This window comes from Mycetocola sp. JXN-3 (assembly GCF_014522285.1).
GTDB classification, from domain to species: Bacteria; Actinomycetota; Actinomycetes; order Actinomycetales; family Microbacteriaceae; genus Mycetocola; species Mycetocola saprophilus.
The window spans coordinates 1,507,135-1,524,012 of the sequence record NZ_CP041635.1 but is presented as its reverse complement, the minus strand read 5'-3'; the positions used below and the strand labels follow the sequence as shown (position 1 = coordinate 1,524,012).

18 protein-coding genes and 1 tRNA gene are annotated in these 16,878 nt (G+C 67.1%); 5 read left to right on the top strand and 14 right to left on the bottom strand.

The annotated features are described in order from the left end of the window. Positions 1 to 19 precede the first annotated feature (19 nt). Positions 20 to 856 carry an ABC transporter ATP-binding protein gene (locus C7C57_RS07055; RefSeq protein WP_223144794.1) on the bottom strand — a complete coding sequence of 279 codons (837 nt, stop codon included), beginning with the start codon at positions 854 to 856 and terminating at the stop codon, positions 20 to 22. A gap of 208 nt (positions 857 to 1,064) precedes the next feature. Here C7C57_RS07055 and C7C57_RS07050 point away from each other — a divergent pair, with 208 nt between their 5' ends. Further along, entirely contained in the window at positions 1,065 to 1,496 is a 432-nt protein-coding gene (locus C7C57_RS07050; RefSeq protein WP_187978094.1) for an Rrf2 family transcriptional regulator, read from the top strand. Positions 1,497 to 1,503: 7 nt separating this feature from the next. Continuing rightward, positions 1,504 to 2,346, top strand: a complete 843-nt coding sequence (locus C7C57_RS07045) for an MBL fold metallo-hydrolase (protein ID WP_187978093.1) — start codon at positions 1,504 to 1,506, stop codon at positions 2,344 to 2,346. A 40-nt stretch (positions 2,347 to 2,386) separates the two neighbouring features. Here C7C57_RS07045 and C7C57_RS07040 read toward each other — a convergent pair whose 3' ends face one another. Further along, positions 2,387 to 3,307 (bottom strand): LysR family transcriptional regulator, encoded by a 921-nt coding sequence (locus tag C7C57_RS07040; RefSeq protein ID WP_187978092.1) that lies wholly within the window; start codon positions 3,305 to 3,307, stop codon positions 2,387 to 2,389. Positions 3,308 to 3,389: 82 nt separating this feature from the next. Here C7C57_RS07040 and C7C57_RS07035 point away from each other — a divergent pair, with 82 nt between their 5' ends. Further along, positions 3,390 to 4,505: a TDT family transporter gene (locus C7C57_RS07035; protein WP_187978091.1), complete on the top strand. Its 1,116-nt coding sequence runs from the start codon at positions 3,390 to 3,392 to the stop codon at positions 4,503 to 4,505. 276 nt (positions 4,506 to 4,781) lie between these two features. On the opposite strand, the gene C7C57_RS07030 is transcribed toward C7C57_RS07035, so the two are convergent. The 10 genes from C7C57_RS07030 to rplU form a co-directional block, all read right to left on the bottom strand. Beyond that, positions 4,782 to 4,854: transfer RNA gene (locus C7C57_RS07030), tRNA-Ala, on the bottom strand. 115 nt (positions 4,855 to 4,969) lie between these two features. Further along, positions 4,970 to 5,350, bottom strand: coding sequence for a ribosome silencing factor (gene rsfS, locus C7C57_RS07025; protein ID WP_121688813.1), 381 nt, complete (start codon positions 5,348 to 5,350; stop codon positions 4,970 to 4,972). 29 nt (positions 5,351 to 5,379) lie between these two features. Continuing rightward, complete coding sequence (locus tag C7C57_RS07020; RefSeq protein ID WP_187978090.1) at positions 5,380 to 6,675, bottom strand: hypothetical protein; 1,296 nt, start codon at positions 6,673 to 6,675, stop codon at positions 5,380 to 5,382. Beyond that, positions 6,672 to 7,271, bottom strand: coding sequence for a nicotinate-nucleotide adenylyltransferase (nadD, locus tag C7C57_RS07015; protein ID WP_030143777.1), 600 nt, complete (start codon positions 7,269 to 7,271; stop codon positions 6,672 to 6,674). The genes C7C57_RS07020 and nadD overlap by 4 nt, the downstream gene beginning before the upstream one ends. A gap of 15 nt (positions 7,272 to 7,286) precedes the next feature. Continuing rightward, the gene (locus C7C57_RS07010; protein WP_043321966.1) at positions 7,287 to 7,481 is read right to left on the bottom strand and encodes a hypothetical protein; all 195 of its coding nucleotides are present in this window, start codon (positions 7,479 to 7,481) and stop codon (positions 7,287 to 7,289) included. Between the two features lie 52 nt (positions 7,482 to 7,533). Continuing rightward, a complete protein-coding gene (locus tag C7C57_RS07005; RefSeq protein ID WP_187978089.1) occupies positions 7,534 to 8,808 on the bottom strand; it encodes a glutamate-5-semialdehyde dehydrogenase in 1,275 nt (424 codons plus the stop codon). A gap of 92 nt (positions 8,809 to 8,900) precedes the next feature. Continuing rightward, positions 8,901 to 9,689 (bottom strand): glutamate 5-kinase, encoded by a 789-nt coding sequence (gene proB, locus C7C57_RS07000; protein ID WP_187978088.1) that lies wholly within the window; start codon positions 9,687 to 9,689, stop codon positions 8,901 to 8,903. Positions 9,690 to 9,695: 6 nt separating this feature from the next. After that, positions 9,696 to 11,312, bottom strand: coding sequence for a GTPase ObgE (gene obgE, locus C7C57_RS06995; protein ID WP_187978087.1), 1,617 nt, complete (start codon positions 11,310 to 11,312; stop codon positions 9,696 to 9,698). A gap of 124 nt (positions 11,313 to 11,436) precedes the next feature. Continuing rightward, a complete protein-coding gene (rpmA, locus tag C7C57_RS06990; protein ID WP_030143781.1) occupies positions 11,437 to 11,694 on the bottom strand; it encodes a 50S ribosomal protein L27 in 258 nt (85 codons plus the stop codon). Between the two features lie 21 nt (positions 11,695 to 11,715). Next, positions 11,716 to 12,024: a 50S ribosomal protein L21 gene (gene rplU / locus C7C57_RS06985; protein ID WP_030143782.1), complete on the bottom strand. Its 309-nt coding sequence runs from the start codon at positions 12,022 to 12,024 to the stop codon at positions 11,716 to 11,718. A gap of 263 nt (positions 12,025 to 12,287) precedes the next feature. On the opposite strand from rplU, the gene C7C57_RS06980 reads away from it, so the two are divergent. Continuing rightward, positions 12,288 to 12,590, top strand: coding sequence for a DUF4031 domain-containing protein (locus tag C7C57_RS06980; RefSeq protein WP_030143783.1), 303 nt, complete (start codon positions 12,288 to 12,290; stop codon positions 12,588 to 12,590). A 55-nt stretch (positions 12,591 to 12,645) separates the two neighbouring features. On the opposite strand, the gene C7C57_RS06975 is transcribed toward C7C57_RS06980, so the two are convergent. Both C7C57_RS06975 and C7C57_RS06970 read right to left on the bottom strand, forming a co-directional pair. Then, positions 12,646 to 14,901 (bottom strand): glycoside hydrolase family 3 C-terminal domain-containing protein, encoded by a 2,256-nt coding sequence (locus C7C57_RS06975; RefSeq protein WP_187978086.1) that lies wholly within the window; start codon positions 14,899 to 14,901, stop codon positions 12,646 to 12,648. Positions 14,902 to 14,928: 27 nt separating this feature from the next. Further along, on the bottom strand, positions 14,929 to 16,197 hold the full coding sequence (locus tag C7C57_RS06970) for an MFS transporter (protein WP_187978085.1): 1,269 nt from the start codon (positions 16,195 to 16,197) through the stop codon (positions 14,929 to 14,931). 87 nt (positions 16,198 to 16,284) lie between these two features. Here C7C57_RS06970 and C7C57_RS06965 point away from each other — a divergent pair, with 87 nt between their 5' ends. After that, the gene (locus tag C7C57_RS06965) at positions 16,285 to 16,863 is read left to right on the top strand and encodes a TetR/AcrR family transcriptional regulator (RefSeq protein ID WP_187978084.1); all 579 of its coding nucleotides are present in this window, start codon (positions 16,285 to 16,287) and stop codon (positions 16,861 to 16,863) included. Positions 16,864 to 16,878: the final 15 nt, after the last annotated feature.

Below are 16,878 nucleotides of genomic sequence, written 5' to 3'. Positions count from 1 at the left end.
GGGAGCGGCACGGCACAAACTAATAGGGAAAGACGGGGATTCCGGCCTCGGTTTCGATGCCGCGGGCGCTGCCGTGGCGGTCGATGCCCAGTCCCGAAAGCAGCCGCCCGCGCAGCTCGGCGAGCTCCGCCGATCCGCGATCACGGGGGCGTGCGCCGGGCACCGTGAGCTCCTCGATGATCGTGGCCCCCGGCACCCCGGCCTGGTGTCCCAGGACGATCACGCGGTCGGCCAGCTGAAGCGCCTCGTCCACGTCATGGGTCACCAGCAGGATGGTTGCCGGTTCGGCCGCGTGGATGCTCAGCAGCAGGTCCTGCATGCGTAGCTTGGTGAGGGCATCCAGCGCCCCGAAGGGTTCATCCAGCAGTAGGACCCCCGGCGTGCGGGCGAGCGCCCGCGCCAGCGAGGCGCGCTGAGCCATGCCGCCGGAGATCTCTCGCGGACGGTGATCGGCAAACTCGGTGAGCCCCACCAGCTCAATCAGTCGGGCAATCCGCGCACGCCCCTCGGCCGCCGGTGTGCCCGCGGGCAGGCCGAGGGCGACGTTCTGGGTGACCGTACGCCAGGGCAGCAGGCGGGGTTCCTGGAAGCCGATCGCCGTGCGTGTATCAATTCCGGCGATCGGATCACCGTCGAGCGAGACCGCGCCGCCGCTGGCCGCATCCAGGCCCCCCACGATTCGCAGCAGGGTGGACTTGCCACAGCCGGAGGTGCCCAGAATTGCGATCACCTCGCCGGGTGCTACATCCAGGTTCACATCCCGCAGCACCGGGCGTACAGCCTCGTCGCGACTGGCCCCGGCGAAGGACTTTTCGACGCGATCAAAGCGAACACGGGCGGCAGTACTGGTGGGCACGGGGACTCATCTCGATGCGGGCGGGCAGGCGGCGTGGGGCGATCCACCTAGCGGATTAGAGACCACGCTATCCACTCGCCGGGAGCGGTTTGTCATCGAACGTCATGAAACGTCATCTTTTCCCATAACACCCGCTCCGTTTACTCACCTCGATGCGGGATAAGCATCCATGATCACCGTAAGTAACATTTAATGTTACTCTTTCGGCATGGGCGCAAATAGCAAACTGACCATCGCCATCCACGCACTCGTCTGGGCCGCTCTGAACGAGCGTCAGGGGAGCACGTACTCCACCTCCGAGGAGATTGCCAACAGCATCAAAACCAATCCGGTTGTGGTGCGCCGGATGATGAGCGACCTCACCAAGGCCGGACTCATCGAATCCCGCCGCGGCGCCGGATGGCGTCTCAGCATGCCGGCCGAGAAAATGACCCTCTGGGACATCAACCTCGCGCTCGGCCCCGAGGAAACCTTTGCCCTACACCGCAACGAGCCCAGCGCGACCTGCCCGGTCGCCCGGGGTATTCGTCCGGCCCTGCGCCCCACCTTTGCGCGGGTGGACGAGGTGGTTCGTCAGGAACTCGCCCGCACCACCCTCGCCGATATCTTCGACGAAACCCTCACCCCCTCACAGAATTGACACCACCATGTCCCTCTCCTATGCAGTACTCACCACCACCCGGCAGGGTGTGACCCGCAACCTCCCCCACGGACCCGAGGACCTGCTGTGGGTCGCCAACGCGGCAACCCTGATCCTGGGTGAGAAGCACGCGATCCTTGTGGATACGTTCACCACCGTCGAGCAGAACGAGGAGCTGATCGCCTGGATCCGCACCTTCGGGCGCGAGCTCACCCACGTCTTCATCACCCACGGCCACGGGGATCACTTCTTCGGAATCGGCCAGCTGCTTGAGGCATTCCCCACGGCCCGGGCCGTCGCCTCCGCCGGCTCGGTGGCCGGTGCCCGCGTCCAGGGATCCCCCGCCACCATCGAGAATTTCTGGGGCAAGCTGTTCCCCGGCCAGATTCCCGCCGTGGTGCTCCCGGAGGCGCTGGATTCCTCTCGGATCTCGCTAGAGGGCCATGACCTCGAGGTCATCGAAACCGGGTTTACCGACACCGCCTCCAGCACCGTGCTGTGGGTTCCCGATCTCGGACTCATCGTGGGCGGCGACGTGCTCTATAACGACACCCACCAGTACACCGCCGAGACCACCACCGAGAGCCGCGAGCAGTGGGCGCGGGCGGCCGAGGGACTGGCGCGGCTCGCACCCACCGCCGTGGTTGCCGCCCACAAGCGTCCCGACGCCCCCGATAGCCCCGCCATCCTGGCCGAAACCGCGCGCTATCTGCGCGACTTCAACGAGGTCGCGGCGGCCACTGACAGCGCCGAGGACCTGTACACGCGCATGCTGGAACGCTACCCGCGCCGGGCGAACCCGGGCGCACTGTGGGGCGGGGCCCAGGTGGCCAAGCCGATTCAGCCGTAGCACGGCACGCCGGGGTGACGGGGACAAGAAAGGTCACCCGTCACTTCCCGCGGGCGGCGACTCCCCCAACCTCGGCGATCAGCGCGAGCAGCGCCCGGGCGCGCGCCGAGGGCCGGGCACCCCGGGCCCACACCGCACTCAACGGACGGGTGATGCGCAGCCCGCGCACGCGCACGGCAACCAGCGTGGCCGAGGTCAGCGCCTCGGTCACGGCGAGCACACTCAGCACCGCCGGTGCCTCCCCGGCGAGCACCGTCGCGCGCACCATCGCGGTGGTGGGAAGGACCGCATACGGTGCGACCGGTGCCGAGGCGATCCCCTGGGCGGCGAGCGCCACCTCGAGCGCCCGACGGGTGCCGGACCCCTGCTCCCGGGCGATCAACGGTGTTCGCGCCAGCTCCTCCGCGGTAATCCCCGAGCGACGCCGGGCCCAGGGATGCGTGGGGGCCACCACAACCACCAGTTCGTCGCTTGCCACGCGCGCGGCCTCCAGCTCAGCGGGGACCTCGGGGGTCTCCAGGAATCCGAGTTCCACGGTGCCCGCGCGCACCAGGTCAGCCACGCCCGCGCTATTGGTCGCGGTCAGCTCCGCACGAATTTCTCCGGCCGCCCGCAGCCCGCGCAGCCACTCCGGCACCAGGTACTCGGCGATGGTCAGGCTCGCGGCAATGCGCAGCGGGGCGGAGGAGGCCGCGGTCAGGGTTGCGACGGACTCGCCAAATCGATCGGCGGCGGCCAGCACCTCGCCGGCCCAGCCGGCGATCACGGTCCCCTCGGGGGTCATCGTGGATCCGCGTGGGGAGCGGCGCACCAGGGCGGTTCCCACGCGCGCTTCGAGGGTGCGCATGCGCGCGGAAACCGCCTGCTGGGTGATCCCCAGCCGCGCGGCGGCGGCGGACAGGCTCCCGGTTTCGGCCACGGCCACCAGAACCCGGAGTGCCGCAATTTCGATGTCCGACATACGCTCCTGCCACAAAGGTCGTTTGTATGCTCCCAATCGTATCCGACTACCCGGGCGCGACTCCCGCGAGCAGGATAAAAATATGAACACCGCCACCCGCCGCCTCGGCGTCTCGAATCTGACCCCCAACTGGTTTGCCACGGTCATGGGCACCGGGATCATCGCCACGTCCGCCGCCACCCTGCCCCTGCGCGCGCCCTGGCTACTCGTGGCCGCGCGGGGCGTCTGGGTGCTGGCAACCCTGCTGTTGCTGGTGCTCCTGGCCGCAACCCTGCGCCACCACCGCCGATACCCCCGGATCGCGCGCTCCCATCACGCCCATCCCGTTCTTGCGCACTTCTACGGTGCCCTGCCCATGGCGATCCTGACGGTGGGATCGGGAGCACTGCTCCTCGGAGAGCCGATGCTCGGCCGGGCGGCGGTTGGGCTGGCCTGGATCTGCTGGTTGGTGGGCACGGTGGGCGGGGTGGCCTGTGCGGTGATCATTCCGCTGCTGAGTTTCACACGTCTGCGCCTCGGGCCGGGCGACGCCTTCGGTGGCTGGTTGATGCCCGTGGTTCCGCCGATGGTGTCGGCGACCGGCGGGGCCCTACTCACGCCCACCCTGGACACCGCCGCCCGGCGCGCCGACATGATGCTGGTGTGCGCGGCACTGTTCGGGATGAGCCTGATCGCCTCGCTGATCATCATCGGGTTTATCTGGATGCGCCTGATTCGCCGAGGCATCGGGGCCGCGGGTGCCGTGCCCACCTACTGGATTGTGCTGGGTCCGCTGGGCCAGTCGGTCACCGCGGCGAGCGCCCTGGCTGCGGCCGCTCGCGGCACACTCTCCCCCAGCCACGCCGACCTGTTGAACGCGCTGGCGGTGGCCTACGGCGTGCCGGTGCTGGGATTCGCGCTCCTGTGGGCGATCCTGGCCGCGGCCATCACCGCTAAAACGCTCGTCCACGGACTGCCGTTTTCCCTCACCTGGTGGTCCTTCACCTTCCCGGTCGGCACCTGCGTCACCGGCCTCAGCGGCCTCGCGGCCCGCACCGGCTCCCCCGCCCTGGCCACCCTCGCCGCCATCGCCTTCGCCCTCCTCGTCGCGGTATGGGCGCTCGTGGCCACCCGGACGGCCTGGGGCACCTTCGTGCGCCGCGACCTCCTGTCCCCCGCGCCCTCGCTCCCCGAGTCTCGGGAGGTGGGGGTAGTCTGACCATCACCGGAAAGCAAGGCGGCTCCACCAACCTGGGCGATCAGAATTGCCGATACTAGGGCAACAAGCGCATGGACTTCAGCCGGCTTCTCGTGTATTAGACCGGGGCGGTTACGATCACCGCGAGCGCCAGAACCACGTCGATGAAGTGGTACCCAACGAAACAGATACGATCTGTACCCCAGGCCGGAGAGACGGACACGCTAGCCGGCAGCGATTAAACGAAAAACACCCCGTCCGAAGACGGGGTGTTTTTTGTGCCTAGTGCACGTTGGGTGGATCTGAGGGGACTCGAACCCCTGACCCCCTGCATGCCATGCAGGTGCGCTACCAGCTGCGCCACAGACCCGGATTGTTATTCACTCGGCCGTGGCCTCGTGTTCAACATGTTTAGATTACAACACGAGGACACGGCGAGGAAAATCGGACACGCCGCACGGGCGCGTCGCCCGCGCGAACGGGACCTACTGCGTGATGGAGACGGGCTCCGGCAGGGTGATTTCGATCTGCGGGCAGTCCTTCCACAGGCGCTCGAGGTCGTAGTAGGAACGCTCCTCATCGTGGAAGACGTGGACCACAACCGAACCGAAGTCCAGCAGCACCCAGCGTCCGCCGGCACGGCCCTCGCGACGCTTGGTCTTCACGCCGGCCTCGTTGAGCTTGTCCTCAACCTCGCCGGCGATGGCGATGACGTTACGTTCGTTGCGACCGGTAACGATCAGGAATGCGTCAACAAAGGGCAGCGGCTGGGACACGTCCAGCGCGATCAGCTCGGATCCGCCCTTTGCGTCCGCCGCCTGTGCGGCGATCTGGATCGCCTCGGTGACGGAGAGTTCGGAAGTCATAAATACCTTTCGGTGGTGTGTGGGGTGGGTCAGATGGACCCGGAAACGATGGCGATAATCACGACGGCCACCAGGGCCACCGCGAGGACTCCGGCCGTTACCGACAGGGTCATCAGCAGTCGATTGTTCTTGACGGGGGCGGGCGGCGCAATCACGTCGCGGGTCGCTGTGTGCGAGCTCACGGCGCGGCTGGCCGAGACGGGGTTACCCGCGGTTACCGGCTGCGGGTCCTCGTCGTGGTCAAACATGGTGTCCAGATCGCCCTTTTCCAGGCGGTTCTGGTTGGTGTTGGAGAGGCTGCCGGGCAGATCGATGGTGCCGGTCACGATGACCTCACCCGAGCCGAGCACCGGACCGCTCAGCGGACCGCTGCCGGGAACCGAGGGCAGGATCAGCGCGTTGGTCGTGGTGGAGCTGCCGCCGGTGGTGTCGACGCCGCGGGCGATGATGTCATCAAACCCGGTGGCCTTGCCGCGACCCGCGCCGTTCAGCCCGAAGGCATCGCCCAGGTGAGGCATCGCCTGGGTCTCGTCGATGTTGCCTGGAAGCACCCCGAAGGAAGCACCGGGCAGCTGCACGTCCGGAGTCGCCCCGGGGGCTGCCTGCGCCCGTGCCGCACGCTCGCGGTCGGCCTCGGCCCGCTCGGCGGCGGCGCGCTCCTCGGCGGCCCGCGTCTCCTCGGCAACACGGCGTGCCTCGGATTCGGCGGCGGCCTCGGCGGCGGCCTTCTCGGCCTCGTCCTTGCGGGAGGCCTTCTTCAGCGCACGCTTGCTGCGCGCGCTGAGCTGCTCGTTGGCAACCCGATCGGCCTCGGCCTTCTCGGCGGCGGCCCGTTCGGCAGCCTCGCGCTCGGCACGCTCACGTGCGGCCTTCTCGGCGGCCACCCGCTCGACCTCGGCGCGCACCGCGGCGGCGCTGGCTTCGGCCTCGGCGGTGCGATCACGCGCGGGTGCCAGGAAGGCGTCGGACAGGGTCGGGGTCTGCGGGGCGTTCGTGGGTGCGGGACGCTCGGTGCTCACGCCCCGGGCGGCGTCGGCGGCGGTTCCGGTACCCCGGGCCCGCTCCAGATCGCGCATCTGGCGACGGGTTAGCGTCGCCCCGCTGCGCTCGGCCTCGATCAGCGCACGAATCGCACCGGCATCCAGCGGAGCGGTGGTGTTCGTGTCCGGTGCCGATGCTTCGGTACCGGTCGCCGGAGCGGCCGGACGCGCCTCGGCGGGCGGAGTCTGCGGCGCAACGACGGGAACCTGCGCCGTCTGACCCGCCTGCGTGCGCTCTCGCAGCTGACGACGCGACAGCGGCTTATCGTCGGATGATGTACTCATGCATTACTCCGATACAGGTGGTGTTTGCTGATGTACTGAACGACGCCGTCCGGTACGAGATACCAAACCGGCGAACCGTCTTTGACACGGGCACGGCAGTCGGTGGAGGAAATCGCCATTGCGGGAACCTCAAGCACGGCGACATCCTTATTGGGAAGCGCTTCCTCGGTGAGCACGTGGCCCGGGCGGGTGACCGCAACGAACTTGGCCAGGGACCACAACTCGTCTACGTCCTTCCAACCCAGGATCTGCTGGACCGCGTCGGCCCCCGAGATGAAGTACAGCTCGGCATCCGGACGCTGACGCTGCAGGTCCCGCAGGGTGTCGATCGTGAAGGTGGGACCCTCACGGTCAAGATCCACCCGGCTCACGGTAAACCGCGGATTGGAGGCGGTCGCGATGACCGTCATCAGGTAGCGGTGCTCCCCCTCGGTCACGCGGCTCTTCTGCCACGGACGACCGGTGGGAACAAACACCACCTCATCCAGGTCGTACGACTGGGCTACCTCGCTGGCGGCCACCAGGTGACCGTGATGAATCGGGTCAAAGGTTCCACCCATGACCCCGATCCGCGGGCGCCGTGTACCGGCCTGCATCCTGACGAACCTACCTTAGTGGTGGCTACCGGCACCCGGCTGTGCGGCCGGCTTCTGGCTGTGACGGTTGGCTACGTCGCGGTAGGTGAAGGTGGTGACACCGAGGATCGCCAGCGCTACCAGCGCAACCACGCCATACATGAAGGGGGGCATGGGCAGCTCGGTGTGCGCCGCCTCAGCAGCGGAAACGAGGATGGTCGAGATCGACATCAGTTCTCCAATTCACAGTTCGGGCAAGAATCGCCTCGGACCAGTCTACCGGTTAGATTCGGGCCTGACCCGCGCCACGCACGATCCACTTGGTGCTGGTCAGTTCGGACAGCCCCATCGGGCCGCGGGCGTGCAGCTTCTGGGTGGAGATGCCCACCTCGGCGCCGAAGCCGAATTCGCCGCCATCGGTGAACCGGGTCGACGCGTTAACCATGACCACGGCGGAGTCGACCTCGGCCAGGAATCGCTCGGCTGAGCGCACATCTTCGGTGATGATCGACTCGGTGTGTCCGGTCGAGTACTCGCGGATATGCGCGAGGGCGCCGTCGAGGTCATCCACAATCTTGACCCCCAGGGTCAGGTTCATGTGCTCGGTGGCCCACGTCTCGGCCGTGGCGATTTCCACGTTCGGGTAGAGCTCGCGGGTGCGCTCGTCGGCGAGCAGGAGCACACCCGAGCGAGACACCGCGTCCAGGACTGCGGGCAGGACCCGCTCGGCGGCACCGCGGTGCACCAGCACGGTATCAACCGCGTTGCACACGCTGGGGCGCTGCACCTTGGCGTTGTGCACGATGTCCACAGCCCAGTCCAGACGCGCGGACTCATCCAGGTAGATGTGGACCACGCCGGCACCGGTTTCGATTACCGGAACCTTGGCGGTGTTGAGCACCGCCTGGATCAGCGAGGCGCTGCCGCGCGGAATCAGCACGTCGACCAGGCCGCGGGCGGCCATCAGGGCGTTGGCACCGTCGCGGCCGAAGTCATCCACGCTCACGATGGCGTCGGGGTTCAGCCCGTTGGCGGCAAGCCCATCCCGCAGGACACGAACCAGGACGAGGTTGGAGTTTTCGGCGGCCGTTCCCCCGCGCAGCGCGATCGCGTTACCGCTCTTGATGGCCAGCGCCGCGATGTCGATGGTGACGTTGGGTCGGGCCTCGTAGATCGCCCCGATCACGCCGAAGGGAACCCGCACCTGGTCGAGCTTGATGCCGTTGGGCAGGGTGCTGCCGCGCACCGTCTGACCCAGAGGGTCGGGCAGCGCGGCGATCTCGCGCACGGCGCGGGCCAGCGCGGCGATGCGCGGTGCGTCCAGGCGCAGTCGATCCAGCAGCCCGGCACCGATATCGGCCCGCTCCCCCGCCTCAAGATCCAGCGCATTGGCGGCGATGATCGCCGCGGTGTGCTCCTCGATCCCGGCGGCGATGGATTCCAGGACCGCATTGCGCAGGTTTCCGTTGGCAATGGCGAGTCCTCGGGCGGCCTCGCGGGTGCCCCGCAGGCGCTCAAATACGACGGACTCTACCTGCTGGGCATCGCGTTCACTCATGCCGTTAGTGTAGCGAGTTCGCGCCGACACGCGTCGCTTCTGTGACAAACCCGAGAAACGGTGCAGGTGGGCGTGTCCCCCGTTGTGGGGCGCTACGCCTGCGGGCGCGGCTCGAACCAGGTCCCCAGGTCTTCCCCGTCCAGGGCGCGGGCGACGTTCGGGGTCGAGGTGATCAGCACGGCGGTTCCGCTGTCGGCGGCCAGGCGCGCGGCGGAAGCCTTGGTGGCCGCTCCCCCGGTGCCCACGCCGGCCTTGCCGGGCTCGCCAAACTCCACCCCGTCTAGCTCGGCACCAAAGGGCACCAGCGGGATCGGCTCGGCCCCGGGCTCGCTCGGCGGCCGGGTGTAGAGGCACTCGATATCGGAGAGCAGCACCAGGGCATCGGCCCCGATCAGCCGCGCCACCATCGAGGCCAGGTGATCGTTGTCACCGAAGCGGATTTCGTGGGTGGCCACGGTGTCGTTTTCGTTGACGATGGGGAGGATGCGCAGGCCCAGCAGCCGGGACATGGCCCGCTGCGCGTTGACGCGGTGGGCATCCAGCGCCAGGTCGTTGGCGGAGAGCAGCACCTGCCCGGCGATGATGCCGTGGCGGTCCAACTCCTCCTGGTAGCGGTGAATCAGCTGATTCTGCCCGACCGCGGCCGCCGCCTGCTGGGTAGCAAGGTCGGTCGGCCGGCGGTCGAGGTTCAGAAATGGCAGACCCGTGGCGATGGCTCCCGAGGACACCAGGACAATCTCGGTGCCCCGGGCGTAGGCCGCCGCGAGGGCGTCCACGAGCGGGGTGATCTGAGCGACGTTATCGCCGCTGATCGAGGAGGATCCCACCTTCACAACCACGCGGCGGGCGCCACGCAGCTCGGCACGGTTCTGCAGGGTCACGCGGATTTACTCGCTTTCACCGCGAAGCTGAATGACCTCAACCCCGTGGTCGTCGTCGAAATCGCCGTCCTCATCGTCGTAGTCCACGGCACCCTCGGCGAGGATCGCATCCTCGGCAATTTCCGCGTCCACGTCCCAGAAGCCGGTCTCGCCCTCGCGGCGGAGCTCCTGACGGGCCTCCTCCTTGGCGTCCATGCGGTCCAGGTACTCGGCGCGACGCTGCTTGGCGGTCGGGCGGTGCAGCTGATCGAGGCGCGGGTCGGTTCCACGCGGGGTCGCGATCTCGGCGGAGGAGCTCATGGTGGGCTCCCAGTCGAAGACCACGCCGTCACCGGTACCGATGACCACGGTGGATCCGGCCACGGCACCGGCCTTGAACAGGCCGTCTTCCACGCCGAGCTTGTGCAGGCGGTCGGCCAGGTAACCCACGGCCTCGTCGTTGTTGAAGTCGGTCTGCTGGACCCAGCGCCACGGCTTTTCGCCGAGCACGCGGAACAGGTTTCCGTAGGATCCACCCTCGACGCGAATCTGGAAGCCCGAGCGATCCACGGCCTTGGGCCGCAGCACGATCCGCGGCGAGGCCTCGATCGCGGCCACAACCTCGGCGCGGGATTCCTCCACCAGCTCGCCCAGGGCGTAGTTCAGCTGGGTCAGACCCTCGCGGCTCACGGCGGAGATCAGGAACACGCGGTAGCCGCGCTCCTCCAGGTCTGCCTTCACGAACTCGGCGAGTTCGCGTGCCTCGGGGACGTCGATCTTGTTCAGGGCGATCAGCTGCGGACGCTCGGTCAGCGGCTTCTGGCCCTCGGGGACCGGGTAGGCCTCCAGCTCGCCCAGGATGATGTCGAGGTCGCTGATCGGGTCACGACCGGGCTCCAAGGTGCCGCAGTCGAGCACGTGCAGCAGGGCCGCACAGCGCTCGACGTGGCGCAGGAACTCCAGGCCCAGCCCGCGGCCCTCGCTGGCACCCTCGATCAGTCCGGGAACATCGGCGATGGTGTAGCGGGTGTTCCCCGAGTCGACCACACCGAGGTTGGGGTGCAGGGTCGTGAAGGGGTAGTCGGCGATCTTCGGCTTGGCCGCGGACATGGCCGCGATCAGGCTCGACTTACCGGCCGACGGGTAGCCCACGAGCGCCACATCGGCGACGGTCTTGAGCTCAAGAATGAGGTCGCGCTCGACACCCGGGGTGCCCAGCAGCGCGAATCCGGGGGCCTTGCGCTTGGAGTTGGCGAGGCCGTTGTTGCCCAGGCCTCCGTGGCCACCCTCGGCGGCAACAAAGCGGTCGCCGGCCTGGGTCAGGTCCACGAGGACCTCGCCCTCGGGGGTCTTCACGACGGTACCCAGCGGAACCGGCAGTACCAGCTCCTCGCCGTTGGTGCCACCGCGGTAGTCGCCCATACCCGGGCCACCGTTGTCCGAGCGACGGTGCGGGGAGCGGTGGTAGGCCAGCAGGGTGGTGGTGTTGGGGTCGGCCACGAGAACGATGTCACCACCGCTACCGCCGGGGCCACCATCGGGCCCGCCCAGCGGCTTGAACTTCTCGCGCTTTACCGAGACGCAACCATCGCCGCCGTTACCGGCGTTGAGGTGGAGAGTGATCTGATCGACAAACGTGGTCACGGTCTGTACCCCTTGTAGAAAATGCGCGGGATCTCGCGCGAAAGCAGGTTCTCCGAAGGTTCCCGGAAAACACGTGAGGGGTAAGCCGAAGCTCACCCCTCACATAATGTAGCGGAAACGCGACTTAGGCGTCGACCGCCACGATGTTGACAACCTTGCGGCCGCCCTTTGCACCGAACTCAACCGAGCCGGCTGCCAGAGCGAACAGAGTGTCATCGCCACCACGGCCCACGTTCACACCGGGGTGGAAGTGGGTTCCGCGCTGACGCACGATGATCTCGCCTGCGTTGACGGTCTGGCCGCCGAAACGCTTTACACCGAGACGCTGAGCGTTCGAGTCACGACCGTTGCGAGTGGAGCTCGCACCCTTCTTATGTGCCATTAGAGGATCTCCTTAGCGTCTCTACTTGATGCCGGTGATCTTGAGGCGGGTGAGCTCCTGACGGTGGCCCTGACGCTTCTTGTAACCGGTCTTGTTCTTGAACTTCTGGATGACGATCTTCGGGCCGCGGAGGTCGTTCAGAACCTCGGCGGTCACGGCGACCTTCTCAAGCGACTTGGCGTCGGAGGTGATCTTGTCACCATCTACGAGGAGAACGGCAGCAAGCTGCACGTTCCCGTCCTTGTCGCCCGCGATGCGGTTGGTGGTGATGATCGAGCCGACCTCAACCTTTTCCTGCCGGCCACCGGCGCGTACTACTGCGTAAACCACTGTAGATACCTATTCTCTGGGGAGCTGAGCTCCGATTACGTGCATATCTGAGTGTCACTGCCCTGCCGGAACCCAGTGGGATCAGAGTAACGGCTGTCAGAAAACTTTGGTTTTACGTGTGGGATAAGCACACGCGTTCCAAGGTTCAAGGTTAGCCGATTAACGCCCGCTTACCAAATACCCTCGGGCTCGTGTCGTCGCCCGGCGTGTTTTCGGTGACAACCGGGAATGAAACGGAGCGTCATCTGCTTAGACTCTGTGACATGACAATCCTGATTGATAACCCGATGTGGCCCAACCACGGCACCCTCTGGTCGCACCTGGTCAGCGATGAGTCCCTCGACGAGCTGCACACCTTCGCCGCCGAGAATCAGATTCCGCGCCGGGGATTCGACCTGGACCACTATGACGTCCCGGCCCGGGTTTACCAGAGCCTGATCGCCGCCGGCGCCACCCCGGTCTCCCCCAAAACCCTCACCCGTCGCCTGATCGCCAGCGGCCTGCGCATCACCGAGCGCGAGCGTCGGCTGGCCCGCGCCGAGTCGCGCACCCTGCAGAGCCACTAGCAACACGAAGGCGGGGCGGCATCCACTTTGGATGCCGCCCCGCCTTTTTGGGTGGTTAGGCGCTGGCCAGTTCGACCGCGTCAACCAGACCCTGGGCCTGCTCGGGCGTGATCGCGCCGAAGGCCACCATCTGGGACATCGGCATCTGCTCGGCCATCTTGCGCAGGTGCGGGTCGTTCAGCATGCCGCCCACGGCGGGGGTTGCCGCGAGCACCTGGGCGAAGGCCTCGTTGAGGATCGGCGCGCCCACCGGGTGGGCGAACCACTCACCAAGGGTCGAGTTCACGCTCAGCGGGATCGGCGACGGGTCGCCCTCGATCTGAATATCCAGGCGGGCCCGGATGTCACGGGAGGACGCGGCGATCTCGATGACATACGTTCCCCCCTCGACGCTCCACACATCGGCGACAGTAGAGAAGTAGGCCAGGTCGGCCACCGGGAAGCTGAGCTCCACCTGCCGGGTCGTCCCCGCGGGGATCTCCACCGAGGTGAAGGCGCGCAGCTCGTGAACCGGGCGCGAGACCTCGGCGCCGGGCAGGCCGCTGTACACCTGGACAACCTCGCGGCCGTCGCGGGTGCCGGTGTTGGTGACCTGAACGCTCACGTGGACGGTGTCACCCTCAACCCGTACCGCCTCATGGGCGTAGTCAAACGAGGTATACGACAGCCCGAACCCGAACGGGTAGGTGACCGCGGCCTCGCGGGTGTCATAGTGGCGGTATCCCACGTACAGCCCCTCGGCGTAGCGCACCGAGCCGTGCTCCCCGGGGAAGCTGGTGTAGGCGGGGACATCCTGCAGGCGCTCGGGGATCGACTCGGTGAGCCGGCCCGAGGGGTTGACGACGCCGTAGAGCACATCGGCGATCGCGCCACCGCCGGCCTGACCGAGCAGCCAGCCCTCGACCAGCGCGGGCACCCGCTCGTTCCAGTCCGAGACGCGCACCACGGCGCCGTTACTCAGCACGACAACGATCCGCGGATTGGCCTCGATCAGACGCTCCAGCAGCGCCACCTGATCGGCGGGCAGCTCGATGTCTTCACGATCAAAGCCCTCGGACTCGGCGCTCGAGGGCAGCCCGGCGAAGCACAGCACGGTCTCGGCCGAGGCGGCCAGCCGCACGGCCTCGTCGGCGAGGACAGGATCCGACTCCCCCTCGAGCACAAAGCCCGGGGCAAACGGCACGTCCTCCCCCGCGGCCGCGCGGATCGCGTCCAGCGCGTTGTCGAGTCGGGTGGGCACAATCTGCGAGCTGCCGGCACCCTGATAGCGAGGGGTGCGGGCGAACTCGCCGATCACGGCCACCGGTCCGGCCCCCGGGGTCAGCGGCAGAATGGCGTCCTCATTGCGGAGCAGGACGATGCTGCGGCCGGCGATCTCGCGGGCGATAGCGTGCTGAGCCTCCACGTCGAGTTCGGCGTCCGGCCACAGTCCCTCGTGACCGTTCAGCGCGAGCTCGATCAGGCGACGCACCGCGGTGTCCACCACGGCGATCTCCAGCGAACCGTTCTTCACCGCGGCCACCACATCGGCGTCGGTGCGTCCGTTGGTCGAGGGCATTTCCAGATCCAGACCCGCGGCCAGCGAGGGTACCCGATCGCGCACGGCGCCCCAGTCCGAGACCACCACACCCTCAAACCCCCACTCGTCGCGCAGCACGGTGTTGAGCAGCCAGTTGTGCTCGGAGGCGAAGATGCCGTTGACCTTGTTATAGGAGCACATGACCGTCCACGGCTGGGTTTCGGTCACCACGCGGCGGAAGGCGGGGAGGTAGAGCTCGCGCAGGGTGCGGGTGTCGATCTCGGCGCTGACCCGGAGACGGTCGGTCTCCTGGTTATTCGCCGCATAGTGCTTCAGCGAGGTGCCGACCCCCTGGGACTGCACGCCGCGCACAAACGCACTGCCCAGCACGCCCGCGTGCAGCGGATCCTCGGAGAGGTATTCGAAGTTGCGGCCACAGCGCGGGTCTCGCTTGATGTTGATGCCCGGACCCAGCAGCACGCTCACGCGCTTGGCCTGCGCCTCGCGCCCCAGGGCCTCACCCACACGCTCGACCAGCTCGGGATCCCAGCTGGACCCGAGGCCCACGGCGGGCGGGAAACAGGTCGCGGGCTCGCCGTCGAGCAGGCCCAGGTGGTCGCCCCCGGTGGACTGGCGGCGCACCCCGTGGGGGCCGTCGGAGACAATAATCGAGGGGATCCCGGCCTCCTCAATACCCTCGGTCTCCCAGAAGGTCGCGCCGCTGAGCAGCGACGCCTTCTGTTCGAGCGTGAGTCCGGCAAGGATCGTTTCGGTCTGCGGGTGTACTGACATGATGACCTTTCTAGGGGGTGGAACTAGCTAGCGAACGGATCGAACGGGAATCACGGCAAGTCCGCCCAGGATAACCAGGACGATGCCGATCGGGAAGAGAAGTGCGTAGCCAAAATTCAGGGCGATGAGCCCGGCGAGGGCCGGGGCGAGCGTCTGGGGCAGCGTGGCGGCAATATTGATCACCCCGAGGTCCTTGGCGAAGTCCTCCTTGCTGGGCAGCACCTCGCTGATCAGCGCGGTATCCACGGACTGGAAGATCCCGAAGCCAAAGCCCGACACCAGGGAGAACAGCGCCATGCCGCCCTCGTTGGGCATCAGCAGCGGGATCAGCAGGGCCAGCGCGAGGAAGCCGGCCGACACCATGACAAATACGCGGCGCCGACGCAGCCTGTCCGAGAGCGGACCGGCCACCAGCGTGGAAACCAGCAGGGCCGCCATGCTCAGCAGCGCAAACTGCGGGGTGAGTTCGATCGCGCGCTCCTTGCTGACCCCGATGTACTCCTGCAGGATAAAAATCATGTAGGTGCTGACCATGAGGTAGCCGGCGTTGAGCAGCAGTCTTCCGGTGAAGGCCCAGAAGAAGTCGGGGTGCTTGATCGGATTGACCCAGAATCCGCCGAGGAAGGCCTTCAGGTCGAATGGGTCGCGCGGGCGCTCGCGGTTATCCCGGTCCGGGTTCAGCGCCACAAACAGTGTCAGCACCACCAGCGCGATCCCGGCGAAAAACACGTAGCCCACCGGGATGTTCCGGGCAAAGAGCGATCCCACCATTTGGCCGCCGACCATGCCGAGCATGAGCCCCAGGCCGATGATCGCCGAGAAGGTTCCGCGCAGGGCGCTGGGAACCCGGTCGGGCATGACCGCGCTCAGCGGGCCCTGGGCGAAGTTATAGGCAATCTGCACGGCGATCCAGGCGATCATGATCTGCCAGACCGTGGTGCCGAGACCCATCCCCACCAGCGCGAGGCCGCCCACCAGGGAACCGCCCACGATCCAGGGGGCGCGGGGCCCGAACCGGCTGCGGGTCCGATCGGAAACCAGGCCGGCCAGCGGCTGCGCGATCATCGCACAAAACGCCCCCACGGTGAGCACCAGGGAGAGGTTGGTTTCCTTATTGTCAGGGTCAATCTCCTGAATCTGCAGCGAGAGCAGCAGCGAAGCGGTGGCGCCCCAGACCATGAACATCGCGATATTTGCCGGTAGCAGGGTACCCAGCAGAACCCGGAGTTTGGGGTTAAAGCGTGCGGCCTCCGCCCCCGTGTCGGGGGCCTGGGTGGGAAGTGGTGATTGTGTCACGGTGCTCCTTTGGGTCGACGCTGACGATCAAAAGCATACAGTGCACGGTTTTATCGCAACAGGGGGTGGCTGATATACGATGGGCCAATGTCTGATCGCTCCCCCCTCTCCCCCAAAGGCACCCGGCAGCGCGAAAAGATCCTCACCGTCGCCCTGGAGGTATTCGCCGACGAGGGCTACCGCGGCACCTCGCTGCGCACGGTGGCCGCACGCTGCGAGCTGAGCCTGGCCGGCGTCATGCACTACTTCGAATCCCGCGAAGACCTGCTGGTGCAGATCCTGCAGCGCCGAGACGAGGTTGATGCCGCCACCATCTCGGCCGAGCATCCGATCCGCGACTTTATCGCTGTCCTCGAGGCCAATACGACCCGTCCCGGGCTGGTGGAGCTGTTTGTGACCATGTCGGCGGCGGCCAGCTCCCCCGATCATCCGGCCGCCGCCTATTTCCGCGAACGTTATGCACGGATCGTTGATGAGCTGTGTGAGTTCCTGGACCAGCGCGGAGACACCCGCCCGCTCGCCGATCGCGCACGGGATGCGCGCGCGCTGATCGCCCTGGCCGATGGGCTCCAGCAGCAGTGGGTCACCAATCGCACCCTCAGCATCGCCGACGAGTTCGCCTACGCGCTGGCCACCCACTCCAACGGCTTCCTGCGCGCGGACTAATCCACCGGGAAACAG